This is a genomic window from Ciceribacter sp. T2.26MG-112.2 (assembly GCF_900492205.1).
GTDB lineage: Bacteria > Pseudomonadota > Alphaproteobacteria > Rhizobiales > Rhizobiaceae > Allorhizobium > Allorhizobium naphthalenivorans_A.
The window spans coordinates 714467-730787 of record NZ_UEYQ01000001.1 but is presented as its reverse complement, the minus strand read 5'-3'; the positions used below and the strand labels follow the sequence as shown (position 1 = coordinate 730787).

Below are 16321 nucleotides of genomic sequence, written 5' to 3'. Positions count from 1 at the left end.
CGTTCTCTGGAGGGCGGAATGCGATGTCACTTCAGTTTGCAGACCAGCGATTGCTCGAACTGGCAGGCATCGCCGGATGCCGTGAAGGCGAGGCGGTCCACCTGCATTTTCGATGGCTGCGAATAGGAAAACGGGCCCATCCAGTCCTTGAGCGTGTCGGTGCCCCAAAGGCTCAGGAAGATCTTCTGAACGTTCGTCGGCATCTTCGCCGGGTCGATCACCTCGTGCACCATCTGGCCGTTGACGAAATAGCGCAGCCGGTTCTTCTCCCAGACGAAGGCGAAGTCGTTGAAGCCCGTATCGGCTCCGCCCGGCACGTCGGCGAGCGCCTCGTTGCCGCCCTTGCCGGCGACATACTGGTTGAGCTGGACCTTGGAGGTATCCTTGCCCAGAACCTCGAAGTCGATCTCGTCATGCGGCTTCTTGTCGGTGGGGCCGATATAGGTGAAGAAGGCCGAGTTGAGGCCAGAGGGCTCGGCGCTCTTCATCCGGACCTCGTAGGTGCCGTAACCGAAGCGGTTGCGGGTCTGGATCTCGCCGCAGACATAGTCGCGTTCGCCGAGCCTACGCTTGTCGAAGGTCAGCTCGAGCCGGCCACCCGCAATGGCGACCTGCTTCTTCGACCAGGTGCAGTTCTGGTGCGGCCCGTTGTTCCAGCCGTCCGAGATGTACCAGACAGCGGTGTCGAGCCTGTCGAAATTCTCGACGAAGGACTTTCCGGTCACCCCTTCCTGAGCCATGGCCGACGTGCCGAGGGAAAGGGCAAGGGTACTCAGGAGGGCGAGGCGGTGTGTTCGTTTCATGGGCTGCGCGTTCATCGGCGGTCACCTTTGCTGGGAGGAAAGTTCGCGGGGCGATGCGTCGTCGGCCGCAAGCGGTCTCATGCGGGTGGAACCGGCCCGGTCGCCGGTGAGGATGGCGAGGGCCCTTGGGGCCAACTGTTTCATGAGGGCATGCGTGGCAACGAGCACGCAGAGTGTCAGGACCGGCGCCACGAAATAGAAAAGCGGGTAAGGCTCGCCGCCGGCGCGGTTCCAGGCCATCCAGAGCACGACGAGCAGCGGATAATGGGCGCAGAAGATCCAGAAGCTCAGCCCGCTGCCGTTGCCGAGCCTGCGGCCCAGGCGGGTTCGGATCAACAGGCTGGAGAGCGCCCAGGCCCCGGCAATGCCGGAAATGGCGACCAGGCCCCGCAGCATGTCGACCCACAGCGGAAATTCGGGACCGGTGGCATAGAGCGATACGGCAAGCAGCAGCGACGCCAGGCCGATCGTCAGGACGATGGGCCGGGCATGAGCGTCGAGCCGTTTCACATCGAGCTGATGCAACGCGACGCAGGCGCCGATGCTGAAACCGAGAAGAATCGACTTTTTCAGGAAAATGCCGTTCGGAACGGGGAGGACCGCATAGGCGAGGAAGAGCAGCAGCGTGGCGCGCGGATAGCGCATCACCAGGTGCCCGATCAGAGGCGAAAGGGCGAGGCAGAGCAGCAGGTCGCGTAGAAAGTAGAGCGGCAGGTTGACCGGCCACGCCTCGAGCGCAAGCGCGTGGCTTGCCATTTCGCGCGGCGTCGCGCCGACCACGCCGGGGAGATAGCCATGGCCTACACCATTCGTCTGGGCGAGATAGACCGCGACCAGGAAGGCGCCGTTCCACAGCAGAAAAGGCAGCAACACGGTCTTGGCCTTGGTCTCCAGCACCTTGGCATGGCTGAACCCGGTCAGCCCCCGCCGGAACAGCAGGTAGCCGGAAATGGCGCTGAGGCAGGGCACGCCGATACGGAACAGGCTGTCGCCGAGATAGACCCGGATCCAGTCCACGACACCATAGGTGCCCAGATATGGGCTTCTCTGCGGATCATAGGGGATGTGCACAAACACGATCCCGGCGATGAGCAGAATGCGCATCAGATTGATCCGCGATGATACGTTCGCGTCGACGTTCACGATGTCAGTCACTCCTATTGTGGACGCGATTGATCGCGGCCGTTCAAACCAGAGCAGACTTCAGCCCGCACCATCAGGCTAGGTTCGGGAGGGGGCGGAAAATATGGCGCCGCAGCGAAAAACGGGCTGAGATCTGCTGCATCGCAACAAATGAGCCGAGGGGATTGCGCCCTTGGCCTTGCTGAAAATCTGCCGACGGCTGGCAAAAACGCCACGCTTCCGGTGCCTTATGAAAAATTGCGATACGTCAATTCACCGCCCCAAGAGGGATCGGTTCAAGATGCGATTTTTTTCCGCTTGTGCGGATCTCCGGAGGCAGGTTGGCCTTCCGGGAAGGTGCTCTGTGGCGGAAATGCGGCGGCAGGACGTGGCAGTTCCGCTTCCCGGAAGCCGCCGAAGGTCACGATTCCGCGGCCAGAATCGGGGAGGCGGCGCGCTTGTGAAACAGATCCTTCAGCGTCTTCAGCAGGCGTCGCTCGAAAAGCAGGGTCAGGGCACAGTAGATCGCACCGCCGATGCCGATGCCGGCAAGCAGCTGGAGGACGGGATTGGGCAGGAAATGCCCGTAAGTGTCGAGCAGATGGCGCACGATGAGCGCCATGACGATCGCGGAGACCATGGGCCGACTGGTGACCAGGAAGCCGGTGAGCGGGGCGCTGTCCGCCCGATGCACCACCCAGGAATAGCCGACGAGGACGACGGCATTGACGACGCACAGGGCTATCATCGCGTCGGTGAGACTGCCGTGCATGGCCGCATACCCCACCGCGCCCGTCGTGGCGACGGCGCGAAACAAGGCCCACCAGAACAGCACGCCGCCGCGGCCGATCCCCTTCAGGTAAGGAATATAGGTGCTGCAGGGGGTGAGTATTCCCTTCGACAGCGATAGCAGGGCCAGCACCGGCCAGGCATGGGCCCATTGCTGACCGAAGAGGACGCGCATGCCGGGTTCGGCGAGCGCCCACAGCCCGAACATCATCGGCGCGAGCAGTACGGTCGTCACCTGGGTGCTGAGCGTCAGCGCCTGCAGCCGGCGCTCCCGGTCGTGCATCATGCTGCTGAAGGCGGGAAAAAGCACGCCCATGACGGCGGACAGGACCACCTGGTTCGGAATGCCGGCGAACCGGTTCGCCGCCGAATAGGCGCCGGCGTCGGAGAGGCCGAGATAGCGGGAGATCACCACCATGGGGGACTGGAAGGTGATGAAGTTGGCGATCTCCGATCCCATCATGCCCATGCTGAAGCGCCCGAGCGACAGCACCCGGCCTGGGCGAAAGACGAAGCGCGGACTGTAGCGGGAGACCGCGTAAAGCCCGACCAGGCGGATGAATGCGGAGGAGAAGAGTTGGGCGATCAGCGCCCATACCCCGGCACCCAGAAGGGCGAGCCCGACGGCGATCAGCGCGCCGGCCGTTTCCGAGATCATGCTCCACAGCGCATCCCGGGAGAACTGCATGCGCCGGGCGAGCAGCGCATAGGCCACGTCGCCGGTCAATTGGAGCGGAATCAGCAGGCTCATGATCCGCAGCAGATCGCCGGCTTCGGGGGCCCCGAACAGGGCGGCGAGATAGTCCGCACCTAAGAACACACCGAGGGCCATGGCCGTCGAAATCGCGAGATTGGTCCAGAAAACCGAGTGGATGGTCTCCATGTCCTCTTGCCGTTGGATGACCAGACCAGAGGCAAAACCGGCCCCGCCGATCATCGCCAGAAACTGCACGAGAGCCAGCGCGACGGCCACGGCGCCGAATTCTTCAGGCGAGAGGATGCGCGCCAAAATCGGCACGGTGACAAATTTAAGCCCGAATGTCCCTGTCTTGGATAGGACGCTCCAGCCGACGTTTCGGGTCACCGATTTCGCGTTCACTGCTGGCGGCATGGCGACATCCTGACGATCGTGGAGGAAAAAGGGCAATAAAAACAAGGCGCCTGGCAAGGGCGGCAACCAGATGGGCGGAGACCGCGTAACCTCTTTTAGATAAACCGCAGGGGCGAAAAGATGGCGAAGCTGACAGTTATCATTCCGTATTACCAGAAGGAGCCGGGTATCCTCAGGCGCGCACTGACCTCCGTCTTTGCCCAGACCTTCTCCGATTTCGACGTGATCGTCGTCGATGATCAATCCCCCTATCCGATCAGCCAAGAGCTGGCTCCGCTCCCTCAAGACCAGATGGATCGCATCACGGTGATCCGCCAGCCGAATGCCGGTCCGGGCGGTGCGCGCAATACCGGTCTCGACGCCGTGAAGCCGGAAACCGAGTTCGCCGCCTTTCTCGATTCCGACGATGTCTGGACGAGCGACCACCTCGCCAACGCCTATCACGGCATGACCCGCTTCGGTGCGGATTGCTATTGGGCGTCGATCACCGGCGGTGATGCCTTCTACTATCATTTCGGCATTGCCGATCTCGAAAAGACCGAACAGGTCACCCGGCTCCAGGATGATCCGCTGATCGTCGAACTGCCGGACATGACCCGTGTGATGCTGAAGAACTGGAGCTTCCTGCATCTCTCCTGCATGGTGATCGGCAAACGGCTGTTCCGGTCGATCCGGTTCGAGGCGGAGCTCCGGCTCGCGGCGGAAGACGTGCTGTTCTTCTGCGACTGCGTGTTGGCGGCCGATCGCGTCATCCTGTGCGATGCACCCGGCGCCGAGCGCGGGGAGGGTATCAACATCTTCCACGGCATCGACAACGATTCACCGCAGTTCCTCAAGCAGCAGTTCAACACCTGGATGGCGCTTGATACGCTGGAAGGACGTTTCTACGGACGCGGGCAGGAGGTGGCCTCCATCCGCAGCTACAAGCAGACGGCCCGCCGGCAGGCGCTCTGGAGCCAGGCGCGGCTCGTCAAGCGGCGCAAGCTGCCGCAGGTCGACCTTCTGGCGCGCTGGCTGTGGCGCGATCCACGCCTGCTGGGCAGCGCCGTCGAACTGGCGGCCGGCAAATTCTCGCGCCGGGCCTGAGGCCGCGGCTTTTCGCAATCATCTATGGCAGAGGCCCGTCCGATCGATCGGTTGCGGCCGCAACCAGGAGCAAGCCATGAAACCGTATTACTGGGAATCGCAGTACGGCAACTTCGGCGACGACCTCAATCTCTGGCTCTGGGACTTCCTGCTTCCCGGCTTCCGCGACGGCCATCCGGACACGCTTCTCGTTGGCGTCGGCACCGTTCTCAACACGGCGCTGCTTCCGGCGGACGGCCACAAGCTGGTTCTCGGCAGCGGCTACGGCTATGGCGCGCTGCCCGATATGTCGGACCGTTCGCAATGGGATGTGCGCTGCGTACGCGGCCCGCTGACGGCCGAGCGGGCTGGACTTTCCGCCGACATGGGCATCGTTGATCCGGCGGTCATGGTCGCCGAGATGCCCGAGTTCAAGGATCTGCCGAAGATCTACCGCAAGAGCTTCGTTCCGCATTGGGAAACGGCCATCGCCGGGTTGTGGCCGGTGATCTGCGAGACGGTCGGCCTCCACTACATCGACCCGCGCGGCGAGGCGAAGGACGTCATCCGGGCGATTGCCCAATCGGAGATGATCGTCGCGGAGTCCATGCACGGCGCGATCCTTGCCGATGCCTTCCGCGCGCCCTGGGTCGCGGTGACCACCTCGCACAGCATCAACAGCTTCAAGTGGAACGACTGGGCAAAAACCGTCGGCGTTTCCTATCAGCCACGGCGGGTGCCGGTCTCGACCCGCGCGGAGGCAATGATCAAGGGCGCGCGGTTCTGGGGCGTCGATTTCAAGGAGGAAGGGGCGGTGGTTGCGGATGATCCCAACAGCCGGGTGATCGATGACGGCATGCTGGCTGCGGCACGCGAACCGCGCCAAACGGCGCTGCGCGTTGCGGCCAAGCAGGCTCTCGCCATGCCCTCCACCTTAGCGCTCTGGCAGGCAAGCCGCGCCGAGCCGCAATTGAGCGAAGACACGGTGCTGGCCGAGCGCAAGGCGCGCCTGCTGGCGGTGATGGATGGCGTTCGCCGGGACTATTTCTGAGCCGGTACCGGCGTCGCGGGCAGCAGGTAGCGGAGCGCCGGCACGCTGCCGGGGCGGGGCGGAGCCGGGCTTGTCGGACGTCGGAAACGCTCGGTCTTGTCGGCCAGGATGCCGCCGGCAATGGCGGGCAGCGCCGCCGGACGAAATAGCGCGTAGCGAAGGGCCGCGCCCGGCCCCTGGCCGTTCTTCAGGTCGAGGAAATGGCGAAGTTCGTAGCGTCCGCGAATGTGGCGCTCATGCCGGCGGATCAGTCTTGCCGCTTCGGGCGCGAGGTCGCCCGCCTGCAGGATGGCGCGGTCGGCCTCGTAGAGCCGTTTCAGGTCCTCGGTCCGATGCTGGCCGCTCAGCGAGTTCTGTCGGACGACAGCACCATAGCCGCAGGCATGGCTGACCCGGTAGCGCGCCCCCTTTGCCAGTGCCCGGACATAGAGATCGTAATCCTCGCCCAGCCGCAGATCCTCCCGGTAGCGCAGGCCGTTCGCTTCGAGAAAGTCCCGCCGCATCACCGGCTTCAGGAAACCGGTCTCGCCCCGGCTCTTGCCGCGCCTGGAAATGTTTCCCGCGATGAAATGCTCGAGATCGATCAGGGCGGAAGTGGGCTGAAACGCCGCCACGTCGAGATTAGACATTGCTGCATGCCGCTCGTCGACGAAGACGATGTTGTCGGCCGCGAAGTCCCAGTCGGGGAGGGCGAGCAGGTTGCGAAAACGTCCCGGCAGGAAGAAATCATCGGCGTCGAGCACGGCAATCAGCGGGGACGACGACAGGGTGATTGCATGGTTGCGCGCCGCAGCCGGCCCGCGGTTGGCCTCGAAGCGGACGATATGCAGCCGCCCGCTGCCGTCGTTAGCGCCCTGGGCCGAGGGGCCGGTGGCGTCGGCCGATCCGTCATCGATCACGATCACTTCGGCGACCTCCGGCTCGGCCAAGGCCGAGGTTACGGCGCGCGCGATCGTGGCGGACGCGTCCTTGGCGGCAATGACGACACAGATCGATGTGGGGTTGGTCACGCCTCACTCCTTTTTCCGGCAGAAAAATCAATTCCCGGTCCGTGGGGGTCGGTGGATCAGGCCAGCATGCAGGCCGATCTTGACGCAAACGGGGCAGGCGCGACGATTGGTATCGACGCGGGCCTCCGGTCCTGGAGATGGAGCCTAGAGATTGGGGCGCTCGCGGGTGTTCATGCGCGAGACGGGGACGACGCCGGATCTGGATGCGTTCCGGTCGGAGGATGCCGTATCGTCAGCGGGCATCCTTTGGCGTTTCTGCCGCGCCGCGCGAGCCACCAGTACGAGCACGCCGATGAAATAACCGATCTGCAGGAGGACGGCCGCCACCACCGTCTGCCAGACGGTCGTGCCGACCGATCCCGTCAAGAGATAGATCGAGACCGCAAAGACGATCAATGCGCCAAGCATGCTGGCAAAGACACGAGGTGCATACATCATGCAGCCCCATACTTGCTGTTCTGTTTCATGGCAGTTCGCCTTCTCCTCCAAGGCATTTCAATAGATATATTGATCCGTGCGGTCCGCTTCAACGACAGAAAGGATATTCCGCTGCCTTGCGGGCGATTATGGCGCAATGGGCTTTCTACTCCGTTAGCATACAAGGCCGCTGCCAGGACGCAGGACTGCCTTCCCCCGTCCCAGCGGCTTTGGCAGGGGAATCACCGTGAAGCGGCATTTCGGGTTGGTTTTGCCACGGTCGGTGCGCGCTTGGATTGTCCCGCGCGGGATTGGCCCGTGCCTGCGGTCCGGTAGCGATCACATATTGTTACAACATTAGAATAACGGCGGGGAGGGGTGTGCGGCGCAATATAATGTTGCGATGCAAAATTCGCCTCCGTCTCCGCGTATATCAGTCGCCCCGCATTCTGCTGGCGCGCAGAGGTGAGAAGTACGGCGTATAGGCGGGGAAATATCGAATTTAATTCTAGTAAAATTATGTGAAGTTGTGATCGGTGACTTGTGAAGCGCGGGAAATTCACTTGAGAAGCGCCACGACTTGCGCCGGCTGACCTCCATTTGGACTGTGCCGCATAGCGCCCGTCGGCAGCCGTCTGTGATGCATCCGGCCGTTGCCACAAAGTCTGGGCAGCACGGACAAATTGTCACCACACACTGGACTTTGGATAGGGCTTGCGTCCCGAGGGACCCGACCAATCGCAAAACGTAAATGGAGTTACCTCTATGAAGTCCGCGACTCGATCGGCCAGTTCGCCGTATTTCCACACGCACGCCGTCGGAACCTCGCCGGTCGGCGGAATCTCCAAGAGGGGATTCGATATTGTGATGGCGTCGATCGCCCTCCTTTTCCTCAGTCCGATCTTCCTGATGCTGATGGCGCTCGTGAAGTTTTCCGACGGCGGGCGCGTGTTTTACGGACATAGCCGCATCGGTCACAGTGGCCGATCTTTCCGGTGCCTGAAATTCCGCACCATGCGGCAGGACGGCGACCGGATATTGAAGGAGTATCTGGAGAAGAACCCCTCCGCCTACGAAGAATGGCGAGCGACCCGCAAATTGCAGCATGATCCGCGCGTGACGGCGGTTGGCAGCGTCCTGCGCAAGCTCAGCCTCGATGAATTGCCGCAGTTGGTCAACATCATTCGCGGCGAGATGAGCTTGGTCGGGCCGCGCCCGGTCGTTGAGGACGAACTGGAACTCTATGATGTCGCCGCCCAGTATTATCTGCGAAGCCGCCCGGGCCTGACGGGCCTTTGGCAGGTCAGCGGCCGCAATGACGTTTCCTATGAATCCCGGATCGCATTGGACTCGCACTACGTGCAGAACTGGTCGCTCATGACCGACCTCAAGATCATCGGCATGACCGTTCCCGCCGTCTGCCTTTCACGCGGCAGCTATTGAACGCCGCCCTGTCCGCCTTCGGGCGGACGCGACTGTCCTGAAAACAGCCAAACGGGGATAAGCATGTCCATTATCGCCAGCTTCGGGGCGCAACTGCGCTCCCGTTCCGTTTTCCATTTCGCGTCCGCCGTCCTGTGTCTGCTGATGCTCGCCGCGCCGTTCGCTTCCGCACGCGCGGACGACTATCGTCTGGACGTGATGGACAAGCTGCGCATCCGCGTCGCCGAATGGCGCACCGCCGAAGGCGCGGTCAGGGACTGGTCCACGGTCAGCGGGGACTACACGGTCGGTGCGTCGGGCACGGTCTCACTGCCGTTTCTCGGAGAGCTCACGGCCTCGGGCAAGACCACCGCGGAGGTCGCCGAGGAGGTGGGCACGAAGATGCAGCTGCTTTTCGGCCTGCGCGACCGGCCCTCGGCCTCGGTGGAGCTGGCGCAGTACCGCCCGATCTATCTCGCCGGTGAGGTGCAGACCCCCGGTGAATATCCCTATGCGCCGAACATGACGGTGCTGAAGGCACTCAGCCTCGGCGGGGGGCTCAGGCGCGGCGAGACCGGACAGCGTTTTGCCCGCGATTTTATCCGCGCCGAGGGTGACTCCTCTGTCCTCGTCGCCGAACGCAACCGTCTTCTGGTGCGCCGCGCCCGCCTGCAGGCGGAGATCGCCGGCAGTGCCGAGATCGCCATGCCGGCTGAGATCAAGGACATGCCGGAGGCGGCCGAGCTTCTGGCCAGCGAAACAGCACTGATGAAGACCCGCGACAAGCGCTTGAAGCTGCAACTGACGGCACTGGCGGACCTCAAGACACTGTTGCGCAGCGAGATCGAATCGCTCGCGAAGAAATCCGAGACCCAGTCGCGCCAGCTCAAGCTGGTCGAGAGTGACCGGGAGAAGGTCTACAATCTCACCGAAAAGGGCCTGACCGTCAGTTCCCGGCGGCTCGCCATCGAACAGCAGGTCGCCGACCTTCAGGCAGGACTGCTGGACATCGACACGGCTTCGCTCAAAGCCAGGCAGGATGTCAGCAAGGCAACCCAGGACGAAACCGACCTGAAGAACGACCGCGATGCGCAACTGGCGCAGGAACTGCAAAATACCGAGCGGGAACTCGACACGATCGCCCTCAAGCTCGGCACGAGCCGCGACCTTATGGCGGAAGCCATGATGCAATCGGCCGAGGCGGCCACGCTCGCCAAGCAGGCGGTTGCCAGCGTCGGCTATTCCATCGTGCGGGAGAAGGACGGCAAGGCGAGCGAGATTCCTGCAGACGAGAATACGAAGGTCTTGCCCGGCGATGTGGTCAAGGTGGCCGCGGGCCTGGCGATGCGATGAGGGCGCGATGCGGATCGCCAAATCCAGCCTGATCGAACAAGGTCGGAACCGGGCCTATGGCACGGCCGCGGTCGCGCTGTCGCTCTTCGTCTTTGCCTATTCGGCGCGGTTCGGCCAAGTCTCGATCCTCGCCTATTATGCGCTGTGGCTGCCGCTGGTCCTCGTCGACTACCGCCGGGTCCTCGGAAACTATGCCCGCTATTCCTGGATCTTTGCCTTCGCCGTCTTCGCCTGCCTGTCTGTGTTCTGGTCGGCCGCTCCCTCGCTCACGGCACGAACCGGTGTGCAATATCTCTCCCATATCGTTTGCGCGCTGATCGCCATGCGCACGATCGATGTCCGCACGCTTTCGCGCGGCGCGGTCGCCGGGACGGGGCTGGTACTCGTCTATTCGCTGTTGTTCGGGGTCTACCATCTCGATCCGCTCGATGGCAGCTACAGCTTCGTCGGGGCCTTCGCCTCGAAGAACCAGCTCGGCTTCTATGCCTCGCTCGGCGTCTATTTTGCGCTTGCCGCGGTCTTCCTTCTCGGCGAGCGACGGCACTGGCTCGTGCTGAGCGGTGGCGTCGCCCTGCTCGCCGCCTATGCGCTCATGGCTTCTCAGTCGGCGACCTCGGTGCTCACCACGGTGGCGGTCGTCGCTGTGCTAGTAGCGGTGCGTGTCCTGCAGGCACTCAGGCCGGCAAGCCGCAGGAACTTGTTTCTCGCCGGCGCGATCCTGGCGATCGCCGGCACCTTCGCCTTCCTCAATGCCGGCGGCGCCGATCTGGTGCTGGGCGCTTTCGGCAAGGATTCAACGCTGACCGGGCGAACCTATCTCTGGCAGCAGGGCCTTGAGGCGGCCCGGGCCAATCCCCTTTTCGGCATGGGTTACCAGGCCTATTGGGTCCAGGGCTTCCCGGAGGCGGAGCGGTTGTGGGAAGAGTTCTTCATCGCCTCACGCGCGGGTTTCCACTTCCACAACACCTTCATCGAGACCGTGGTCGAAACTGGTTTGGTCGGCCTCGTCCTGCTTTGCCTGCTGCTCGTGGCTACGCTTTTCGGTCATCTCGGACGGGTGCTGAGCCGCTCCGTCGACCCTGACTCGGCCGTGCTTTTCGGCGTCGCCGCGCTGCTGGCCATGCGCGCCTTCGTCGAGATCGATATCCTGACGCCCTATCATGTCGGATCGTTCCTGCTCTATTTCTCCGCAGGCAAGCTGACCGCGGTCCGCCGGGCCTCGCATTTCCGATTGCCGGACCTTCCCGTCAAGGTTTACTCCGGACGTGGTGCAGACGGAATTGCGGATATGCCGTCGTGACCTCGCCCCCGCAAGGAACGCTCAACGGCATCCAGTATCTGCGTGCGGCGGCGGCGGTCGCCGTGGTCCTGTTCCACGCGGCGGAAAAGACCGGTTATCATTTCGCTATCGGTGCGGCCGGCGTCGACGTGTTCTTCGTCATCAGCGGTTTCATCATGTGGGTGGTCACCGCCCGCCGGGAACCGACGCCCCTGCAGTTCCTGCGCGCCCGCATCCGCCGCATCGTGCCGGTCTACTGGCTGGCCACCGCCGTCATGGTGGCGGGAGCCCTGGGCGGGCTCTTTCCCAACCTCGTCCTATCGCTCGAGCACGTGCTCGCCTCGCTGTTCTTCATTCCGGCCCGCTCGCCCAGCAATGGCGAAATCTGGCCGGTGCTGGTCCAGGGCTGGACGCTGAACTACGAGATGTTCTTCTACCTGGTCATCGCCGTCGCACTGCTTCTTCCTCGTGCCTGGCGCCTGCCGGCGATGGCGGTTCTGTTCGGCCTGCTGGTGATTGCCGGTATATCGTTCAAAACCGACAATGCGGTACTTTCGAGCTTTACGCGGCCGATCATCCTGGAATTCGTTGCCGGCATGATGATCGGCGAGTTTTGGCTGAAGGGCAAGATGCCCGCGCCGGCCACGGGCTTTGCCCTGATTGCGCTCGCGCTTTCTGGCTTTGCCACAATCCAGGTCGCAGGACTCCCCTTCGACGCGTTGGTCTGCGGACCGCTCGCCGCGGGCCTGGTCGTCGGCGTGCTCGCCCTCGAAGCTGCGCGCCGGATTCGTTTCGTCCCGGTCGCGTCCCTCTTGGGCGACGCCTCCTATTCCATCTATATCTGGCACACCTTTGCGATCTCGGTCGTTGCCAAGGCCGGTACATCCTTGGCCTCGCCCCATCCCGGTGTTCTCGCAATCGCCGTCGTTAGCGGGATTGCGTCCGGTATCATCGGATTCCATTTGCTGGAGAGGCGGGGGCCTGTCATTGCGCGGCGCGCATTCGTATCTGTCTTCTCTCGTCAGATCCGGCAACGCCGAGAAACCGGGACACGCCCGTAAGAACATCGACGCCGAGCGCCACACGGCGAGAGGTTCGACGCGCGATTTGGACCTTCGAGGAGGATCAAGCCATGAACGGATCTGCCATTTCAGTCGCAGTCGAGACGGCCGGGCTCGGTCGCATGCCCCTTCGCTCTTCCTCAGGTCTGTCGAACAAAAAGGCGGCACGTGCTCAATTATTGCGCGGTTATGGGTGGGTGAGAAGGAATTATGCAATTTTACCTGCTTTTCCCGCAATAAAGCTTCCAATCCGCATTTTCCGAGGCTAGATTGAACTAAATAGTCGGCACCTGAGCCCCGTCTCGATCGCGTTCACCACGCGCATCGTCGGGGCTTTTTGCATTGGGATTTCGATGAAGCGGATCGTAGACATAGGCGTTCTTCTTTCGCGTAGCGGCATGTATGCCGCTCTATCGCGCGCCACCCGCGACGGGGTCCTGCGCGGCGTCGAAGAGGTCAATTCGGATCCCGAACTCGACGTCTGCTTCCGGGTGACTGAGCGCGACCCCGAAGGGAGGCTCGACCGTTATGCACCTCAGTGCCGGGAGATCCTGCGCAGCTCCGCAGCGCGCCACATCTTCGGCTGCATCACGTCGGCGAGCCGCAAGGAAGTCATTCCGGAACTCGAGCGCTTCGACGGAGTGTTGTGGTATCCCGTGCCCTATGAGGGCTTCGAGGCATCCGAGCGGGTGGCCTACATGCATTCCTGTCCAAACCAGCATCTGCTGCCGCTTCTGGACTGGGCACTGCCCGCGCTCGGCGCCTGCGCCTATCTCGTCGGCTCCAACTACATCTGGGGTTGGGAAATGGCGCAGATCGCGCGCGAGAGGATCGCGGCGGCGGGCGGACAGGTGCTGGGCGACCGGTACCTTCCAATTGGTGACACCGAACTCGACCACATCATCCATGACATCCGGACGCTGAAGCCGAGCTTCATACTGAACTCGCTGGTGGGCGACAGCTCCTATGCCTTCCTGGCGCGTCTGGCCGAACTGAAGCAGGAAGCGGAGTTTGCCGAGGGGCTGACGGTGCTGTCGTGCAATTTCACCGAATGCGAGATCGAAGCGGCGGGAAAGGCTGCCGAGGGTCTGGTCTCGGCAGGGCCCTGGTTCGAGCCCGACGGCGGCGCCGGCGGGTCGTTCCATGAAATGGCGCGTCAATCGGTGCACGAACTGGCAGGGCTCTTGCAAGGACGTCCCGGAGCGGAGGAACTGCCTTTGGCTGAGCTCCTGCATCTGGCCGTGCGCAGCGGCCGCACCACGAGGCTCGACCCCGTGCATCTCCACGCACGCCAGCCGGCCATCATCGCAAGACTGACGAACGGCCACTTCGACGAGATCAAGCGTCTGCCGGCCATGCGTGCCGATCCCTACCTGACACAACGCTCGCAACCCGGAAAGACGGGCTTCCGGCTGAAGGTCGTGTCATGACGCGCATCAGGACGGAAAACCTGGGCGGCGCCACGGCCTGGATCCTGCACAGGCCACACCCGTCAGTACAGGGTCTCGTTCGCCAGCTTGGCGTCATCGGGCTGGACGTGCGCGAGGCATGGCCGGAACTCCCCTCCGAGGCGATTGCAGCCGACTTCATCTTTTACGATGCCGACATGGGGCACGACGAGCAGTTTCCCTGGGCACCCGGCCAATCGACGATGCCCATGATCGCGTTGATCGGCTCGGAAGCGCCGGGCCGTTTGAGGTGGGCGATGGAAATGGGCGCGCACGCGCAGCTCCTCAAGCCGATGAGCGACAAGGGCGTCTACGCGGCTCTCCTTGTCGCCCGCAGCAATTTCGACCGCGCCAATGCATCCGAGGCCCTGATTTCCGACCTGCAGAGCCGACTCTCGGCACGCCAGACGATCGTGCGCGCCGTGATGATCTTCGTGATGAAGGGCAAGACCGAGGCCGAGGCCTATGACCTTCTGCGTCAGACTGCGATGGCTTGGCGCGTGACGATCGAAATTGCCGCGGAGCGGCTCGTGGCAAACTATTCGAACGAGAAGGGCCTTGACGATGGCAGACGCATTGATCCCGGCTGAACCCCTGGTCGTACCGGAGAGCGGGCCTTCCGTGCTGAGCCAATTGGCTCGGCGCAAGCTGGCTCTTCTGGGGCTTTTGATCATCGTCGTCTGCGTCGGCGGCGCGATGTTCGCCAGATGGCTCGCGCCGTTCGATCCCCACGAACAGTTCTTCGACGGCCTCACCATCGAAGGCGCGCCACTTCCACCGAACGAGACATTCTGGTTCGGCACGGATCTTCTCGGTCGCGACCTGTTTTCGCGCATCCTCTACGGCGCGCAGACCTCGCTGGTGATCGGCCTCGTTGCCAATGGAGCCGCTTTGCTGATCGGCACGCTGGTGGGCGTCACCGCGGGATATTTCCGCGGGACAATCGGCGCAGTGCTCATGCGCTTCACCGATCTGATGATGGCGTTTCCGGCCCTGCTGCTGGCGATCTGCCTTGCCGCGATCTTCTCCCCGTCGCTGTGGATCGTCGCCATGGTGATTGCCTTCGTGAACTGGGTGCAGACGGCCCGGGTGATCTTCACGCAAACCTCGTCATTGGCGGAGCGTGACTATATCGCCGCGGAAAAGACGCTCGGCGCCGGTCACGGCCGCATCCTCTTCAAGCACATCCTGCCCCATCTCATTCCGACACTGATCGTCTGGGGCACACTGGGCATTTCGACCACCGTGCTGTTGGAGGCGACCCTGTCCTTCCTCGGCATCGGCGTTCAACCGCCGATCCCATCCTGGGGCAACATCATTTTCGAGAACCAGACCTATTTCCAGTCGGCCCCATGGCTCGTCTTCATTCCCGGCGCGGCGATCCTGCTGCTTGCGCTCGCCTTCAACCTGGTGGGCGACGCGCTGCGCGACATCCTCGATCCGACACAACAGGGGCGTGACTGATGGCTGCCTATATCGTGAGACGCCTCGTTCAGTCCGCGCTTATCCTGCTCGGCGTCTCGTTCATCACCTTCGTCCTGCTCTACGTGCTGCCGGCAGACCCGGTGCGTCAGATCGCCGGCCGTTCGGCCACGGCTGCAACGGTTGAAAGCATCCGCCAGCAGCTTGGCCTCGACCAGCCGTTCCTCGTCCAATACGGCAACTACCTGTGGAACCTTGTTCAGGGTGATTTCGGACGCTCGTATCTGCAGAAGACCGAAGTCGCCGAACTCCTGTTCTCGCGCCTGCCGGCAACCTTGCTGTTGCTGGTGGCGGCGATTGGCTGCGAGCTTCTGATCGGCCTGCCGCTCGGCATCATCGCGGCGCTCAACCGCGGCAAGGCGATCGACAACGGCCTGATGCTGACCAGCTTCCTGACGGTCTCCGCGCCGCAATTCGTTGTCGCCCTGCTGCTGCTCTTCGTCTTTGCGGTGAAGCTTGGCTGGTTTCCGATTGGCGGCTACGGCACGCTCGCCCACCTTGTGCTGCCGGCCGTGACACTCGGCATTCTCGGTTCGGGCTGGTACTCGCGCATCATGCGATCCTCGATGGTCGATGTGCTGCGCGCCGATTTCATCCGCACCGCGCGCGCCAAGGGCCTCGGCCGCAGCAAGGTCATACTTGGCCATGCGCTGCCCAACGCCATCCTGCCGATCATCGCCATGATCGGCATCGACATCGGCCTGTTCATGTCCGGCATCGTCGTTGTCGAGAGCGTCTTCGGCTGGCCTGGCATCGGCCAATTGGCCTGGCAGGCGATCCAACGCGTCGACATCCCGATCATCATGGGGGTCACCCTCGTCTCAGCCTGCGGCATCGTCATCGGCAACCTGATCGCCGACCTGATTTCGCCGCTCATCGATCCGCGCATCAAGCTGCGCTGAAACCGT

15 protein-coding genes are annotated in these 16321 nt (G+C 63.0%); 10 read left to right on the top strand and 5 right to left on the bottom strand.

Annotated features, from left to right (window positions below; translation table 11 throughout):
• Window positions 1-26 precede the first annotated feature (26 nt).
• From DYZ14_RS03525 to DYZ14_RS03515, 3 genes are all read right to left on the bottom strand, one after another.
• Window positions 27-818: a glycoside hydrolase family 16 protein gene (locus DYZ14_RS03525; RefSeq protein WP_154719370.1), complete on the bottom strand. Its 792-nt coding sequence runs from the start codon at window positions 816-818 to the stop codon at window positions 27-29.
• Between the two features lie 6 nt (window positions 819-824).
• Window positions 825-1907 (bottom strand): acyltransferase family protein, encoded by a 1083-nt coding sequence (locus DYZ14_RS03520; protein ID WP_154719369.1) that lies wholly within the window; start codon window positions 1905-1907, stop codon window positions 825-827.
• Window positions 1908-2346: 439 nt separating this feature from the next.
• Window positions 2347-3825, bottom strand: a complete 1479-nt coding sequence (locus tag DYZ14_RS03515) for a lipopolysaccharide biosynthesis protein (RefSeq protein ID WP_154719368.1) — start codon at window positions 3823-3825, stop codon at window positions 2347-2349.
• Window positions 3826-3945: 120 nt separating this feature from the next.
• Between DYZ14_RS03515 and DYZ14_RS03510 the strand changes: the two genes are divergently transcribed.
• Together DYZ14_RS03510 and DYZ14_RS03505 are read left to right on the top strand one after the other, a co-directional pair.
• On the top strand, window positions 3946-4911 hold the full coding sequence (locus DYZ14_RS03510) for a glycosyltransferase family 2 protein (protein ID WP_154719367.1): 966 nt from the start codon (window positions 3946-3948) through the stop codon (window positions 4909-4911).
• Between the two features lie 76 nt (window positions 4912-4987).
• The gene (locus DYZ14_RS03505) at window positions 4988-5941 is read left to right on the top strand and encodes a polysaccharide pyruvyl transferase family protein (protein WP_154719366.1); all 954 of its coding nucleotides are present in this window, start codon (window positions 4988-4990) and stop codon (window positions 5939-5941) included.
• Here the strand turns inward: DYZ14_RS03505 and DYZ14_RS03500 are convergent.
• Window positions 5932-6951, bottom strand: a complete 1020-nt coding sequence (locus DYZ14_RS03500) for a glycosyltransferase family 2 protein (protein ID WP_154719365.1) — start codon at window positions 6949-6951, stop codon at window positions 5932-5934. The two genes, DYZ14_RS03505 and DYZ14_RS03500, sit on opposite strands and share 10 nt — an antisense overlap.
• Window positions 6952-7095: 144 nt before the next feature.
• Window positions 7096-7389 (bottom strand): exopolysaccharide production repressor protein, encoded by a 294-nt coding sequence (locus DYZ14_RS03495; protein ID WP_232365415.1) that lies wholly within the window; start codon window positions 7387-7389, stop codon window positions 7096-7098.
• A gap of 744 nt (window positions 7390-8133) precedes the next feature.
• Between DYZ14_RS03495 and DYZ14_RS03490 the strand changes: the two genes are divergently transcribed.
• The 8 genes from DYZ14_RS03490 to DYZ14_RS03455 all read left to right on the top strand — a co-directional run bounded on the left by DYZ14_RS03490 (window position 8134) and on the right by DYZ14_RS03455 (window position 16315).
• Complete coding sequence (locus tag DYZ14_RS03490) at window positions 8134-8811, top strand: sugar transferase (RefSeq protein ID WP_154719418.1); 678 nt, start codon at window positions 8134-8136, stop codon at window positions 8809-8811.
• A gap of 144 nt (window positions 8812-8955) precedes the next feature.
• Window positions 8956-10143, top strand: a complete 1188-nt coding sequence (locus DYZ14_RS03485) for a polysaccharide biosynthesis/export family protein (protein WP_232365425.1) — start codon at window positions 8956-8958, stop codon at window positions 10141-10143.
• Window positions 10144-10150: 7 nt separating this feature from the next.
• A complete protein-coding gene (locus tag DYZ14_RS03480) occupies window positions 10151-11443 on the top strand; it encodes an O-antigen ligase family protein (RefSeq protein ID WP_154719363.1) in 1293 nt (430 codons plus the stop codon).
• Entirely contained in the window at window positions 11440-12483 is a 1044-nt protein-coding gene (locus DYZ14_RS03475; RefSeq protein ID WP_154719362.1) for an acyltransferase family protein, read from the top strand. The genes DYZ14_RS03480 and DYZ14_RS03475 overlap by 4 nt, the downstream gene beginning before the upstream one ends.
• A 353-nt stretch (window positions 12484-12836) precedes the next feature.
• Window positions 12837-13913, top strand: coding sequence for a transporter substrate-binding protein (locus DYZ14_RS03470; protein WP_154719361.1), 1077 nt, complete (start codon window positions 12837-12839; stop codon window positions 13911-13913).
• Window positions 13910-14521 carry an ANTAR domain-containing response regulator gene (locus tag DYZ14_RS03465; RefSeq protein WP_154719360.1) on the top strand — a complete coding sequence of 204 codons (612 nt, stop codon included), beginning with the start codon at window positions 13910-13912 and terminating at the stop codon, window positions 14519-14521. The genes DYZ14_RS03470 and DYZ14_RS03465 overlap by 4 nt, the downstream gene beginning before the upstream one ends.
• Window positions 14496-15395, top strand: coding sequence for an ABC transporter permease (locus DYZ14_RS03460; protein ID WP_154719359.1), 900 nt, complete (start codon window positions 14496-14498; stop codon window positions 15393-15395). Before DYZ14_RS03465 ends, DYZ14_RS03460 begins: the two co-directional genes overlap by 26 nt.
• A complete protein-coding gene (locus DYZ14_RS03455; protein ID WP_154719358.1) occupies window positions 15395-16315 on the top strand; it encodes an ABC transporter permease in 921 nt (306 codons plus the stop codon). Before DYZ14_RS03460 ends, DYZ14_RS03455 begins: the two co-directional genes overlap by 1 nt.
• The last annotated feature ends 6 nt before the right edge of the window (window positions 16316-16321 follow it).

Excerpts from the sequence above, each read along its gene's own strand:
- DYZ14_RS03495 (WP_232365415.1), bottom strand. The coding sequence starts at position 7,389 with ATGATGTATGCACCTCGTGTCTTTGCCAGCATGCTTGGCGCATTGATC.
- DYZ14_RS03465 (WP_154719360.1), top strand. The coding sequence starts at position 13,910 with ATGACGCGCATCAGGACGGAAAACCTGGGCGGCGCCACGGCCTGGATC.
- DYZ14_RS03455 (WP_154719358.1), top strand. The coding sequence starts at position 15,395 with ATGGCTGCCTATATCGTGAGACGCCTCGTTCAGTCCGCGCTTATCCTG.
- DYZ14_RS03460 (WP_154719359.1), top strand. The coding sequence starts at position 14,496 with ATGGCAGACGCATTGATCCCGGCTGAACCCCTGGTCGTACCGGAGAGC.
- DYZ14_RS03525 (WP_154719370.1), bottom strand. The coding sequence starts at position 818 with ATGAACGCGCAGCCCATGAAACGAACACACCGCCTCGCCCTCCTGAGT.
- DYZ14_RS03515 (WP_154719368.1), bottom strand. The coding sequence starts at position 3,825 with ATGCCGCCAGCAGTGAACGCGAAATCGGTGACCCGAAACGTCGGCTGG.
- DYZ14_RS03520 (WP_154719369.1), bottom strand. The coding sequence starts at position 1,907 with ATGCGCATTCTGCTCATCGCCGGGATCGTGTTTGTGCACATCCCCTAT.
- DYZ14_RS03485 (WP_232365425.1), top strand. The coding sequence starts at position 8,956 with ATGCTCGCCGCGCCGTTCGCTTCCGCACGCGCGGACGACTATCGTCTG.
- DYZ14_RS03470 (WP_154719361.1), top strand. The coding sequence starts at position 12,837 with ATGAAGCGGATCGTAGACATAGGCGTTCTTCTTTCGCGTAGCGGCATG.
- DYZ14_RS03510 (WP_154719367.1), top strand. The coding sequence starts at position 3,946 with ATGGCGAAGCTGACAGTTATCATTCCGTATTACCAGAAGGAGCCGGGT.
- DYZ14_RS03480 (WP_154719363.1), top strand. The coding sequence starts at position 10,151 with ATGCGGATCGCCAAATCCAGCCTGATCGAACAAGGTCGGAACCGGGCC.
- DYZ14_RS03505 (WP_154719366.1), top strand. The coding sequence starts at position 4,988 with ATGAAACCGTATTACTGGGAATCGCAGTACGGCAACTTCGGCGACGAC.
- DYZ14_RS03490 (WP_154719418.1), top strand. The coding sequence starts at position 8,134 with ATGAAGTCCGCGACTCGATCGGCCAGTTCGCCGTATTTCCACACGCAC.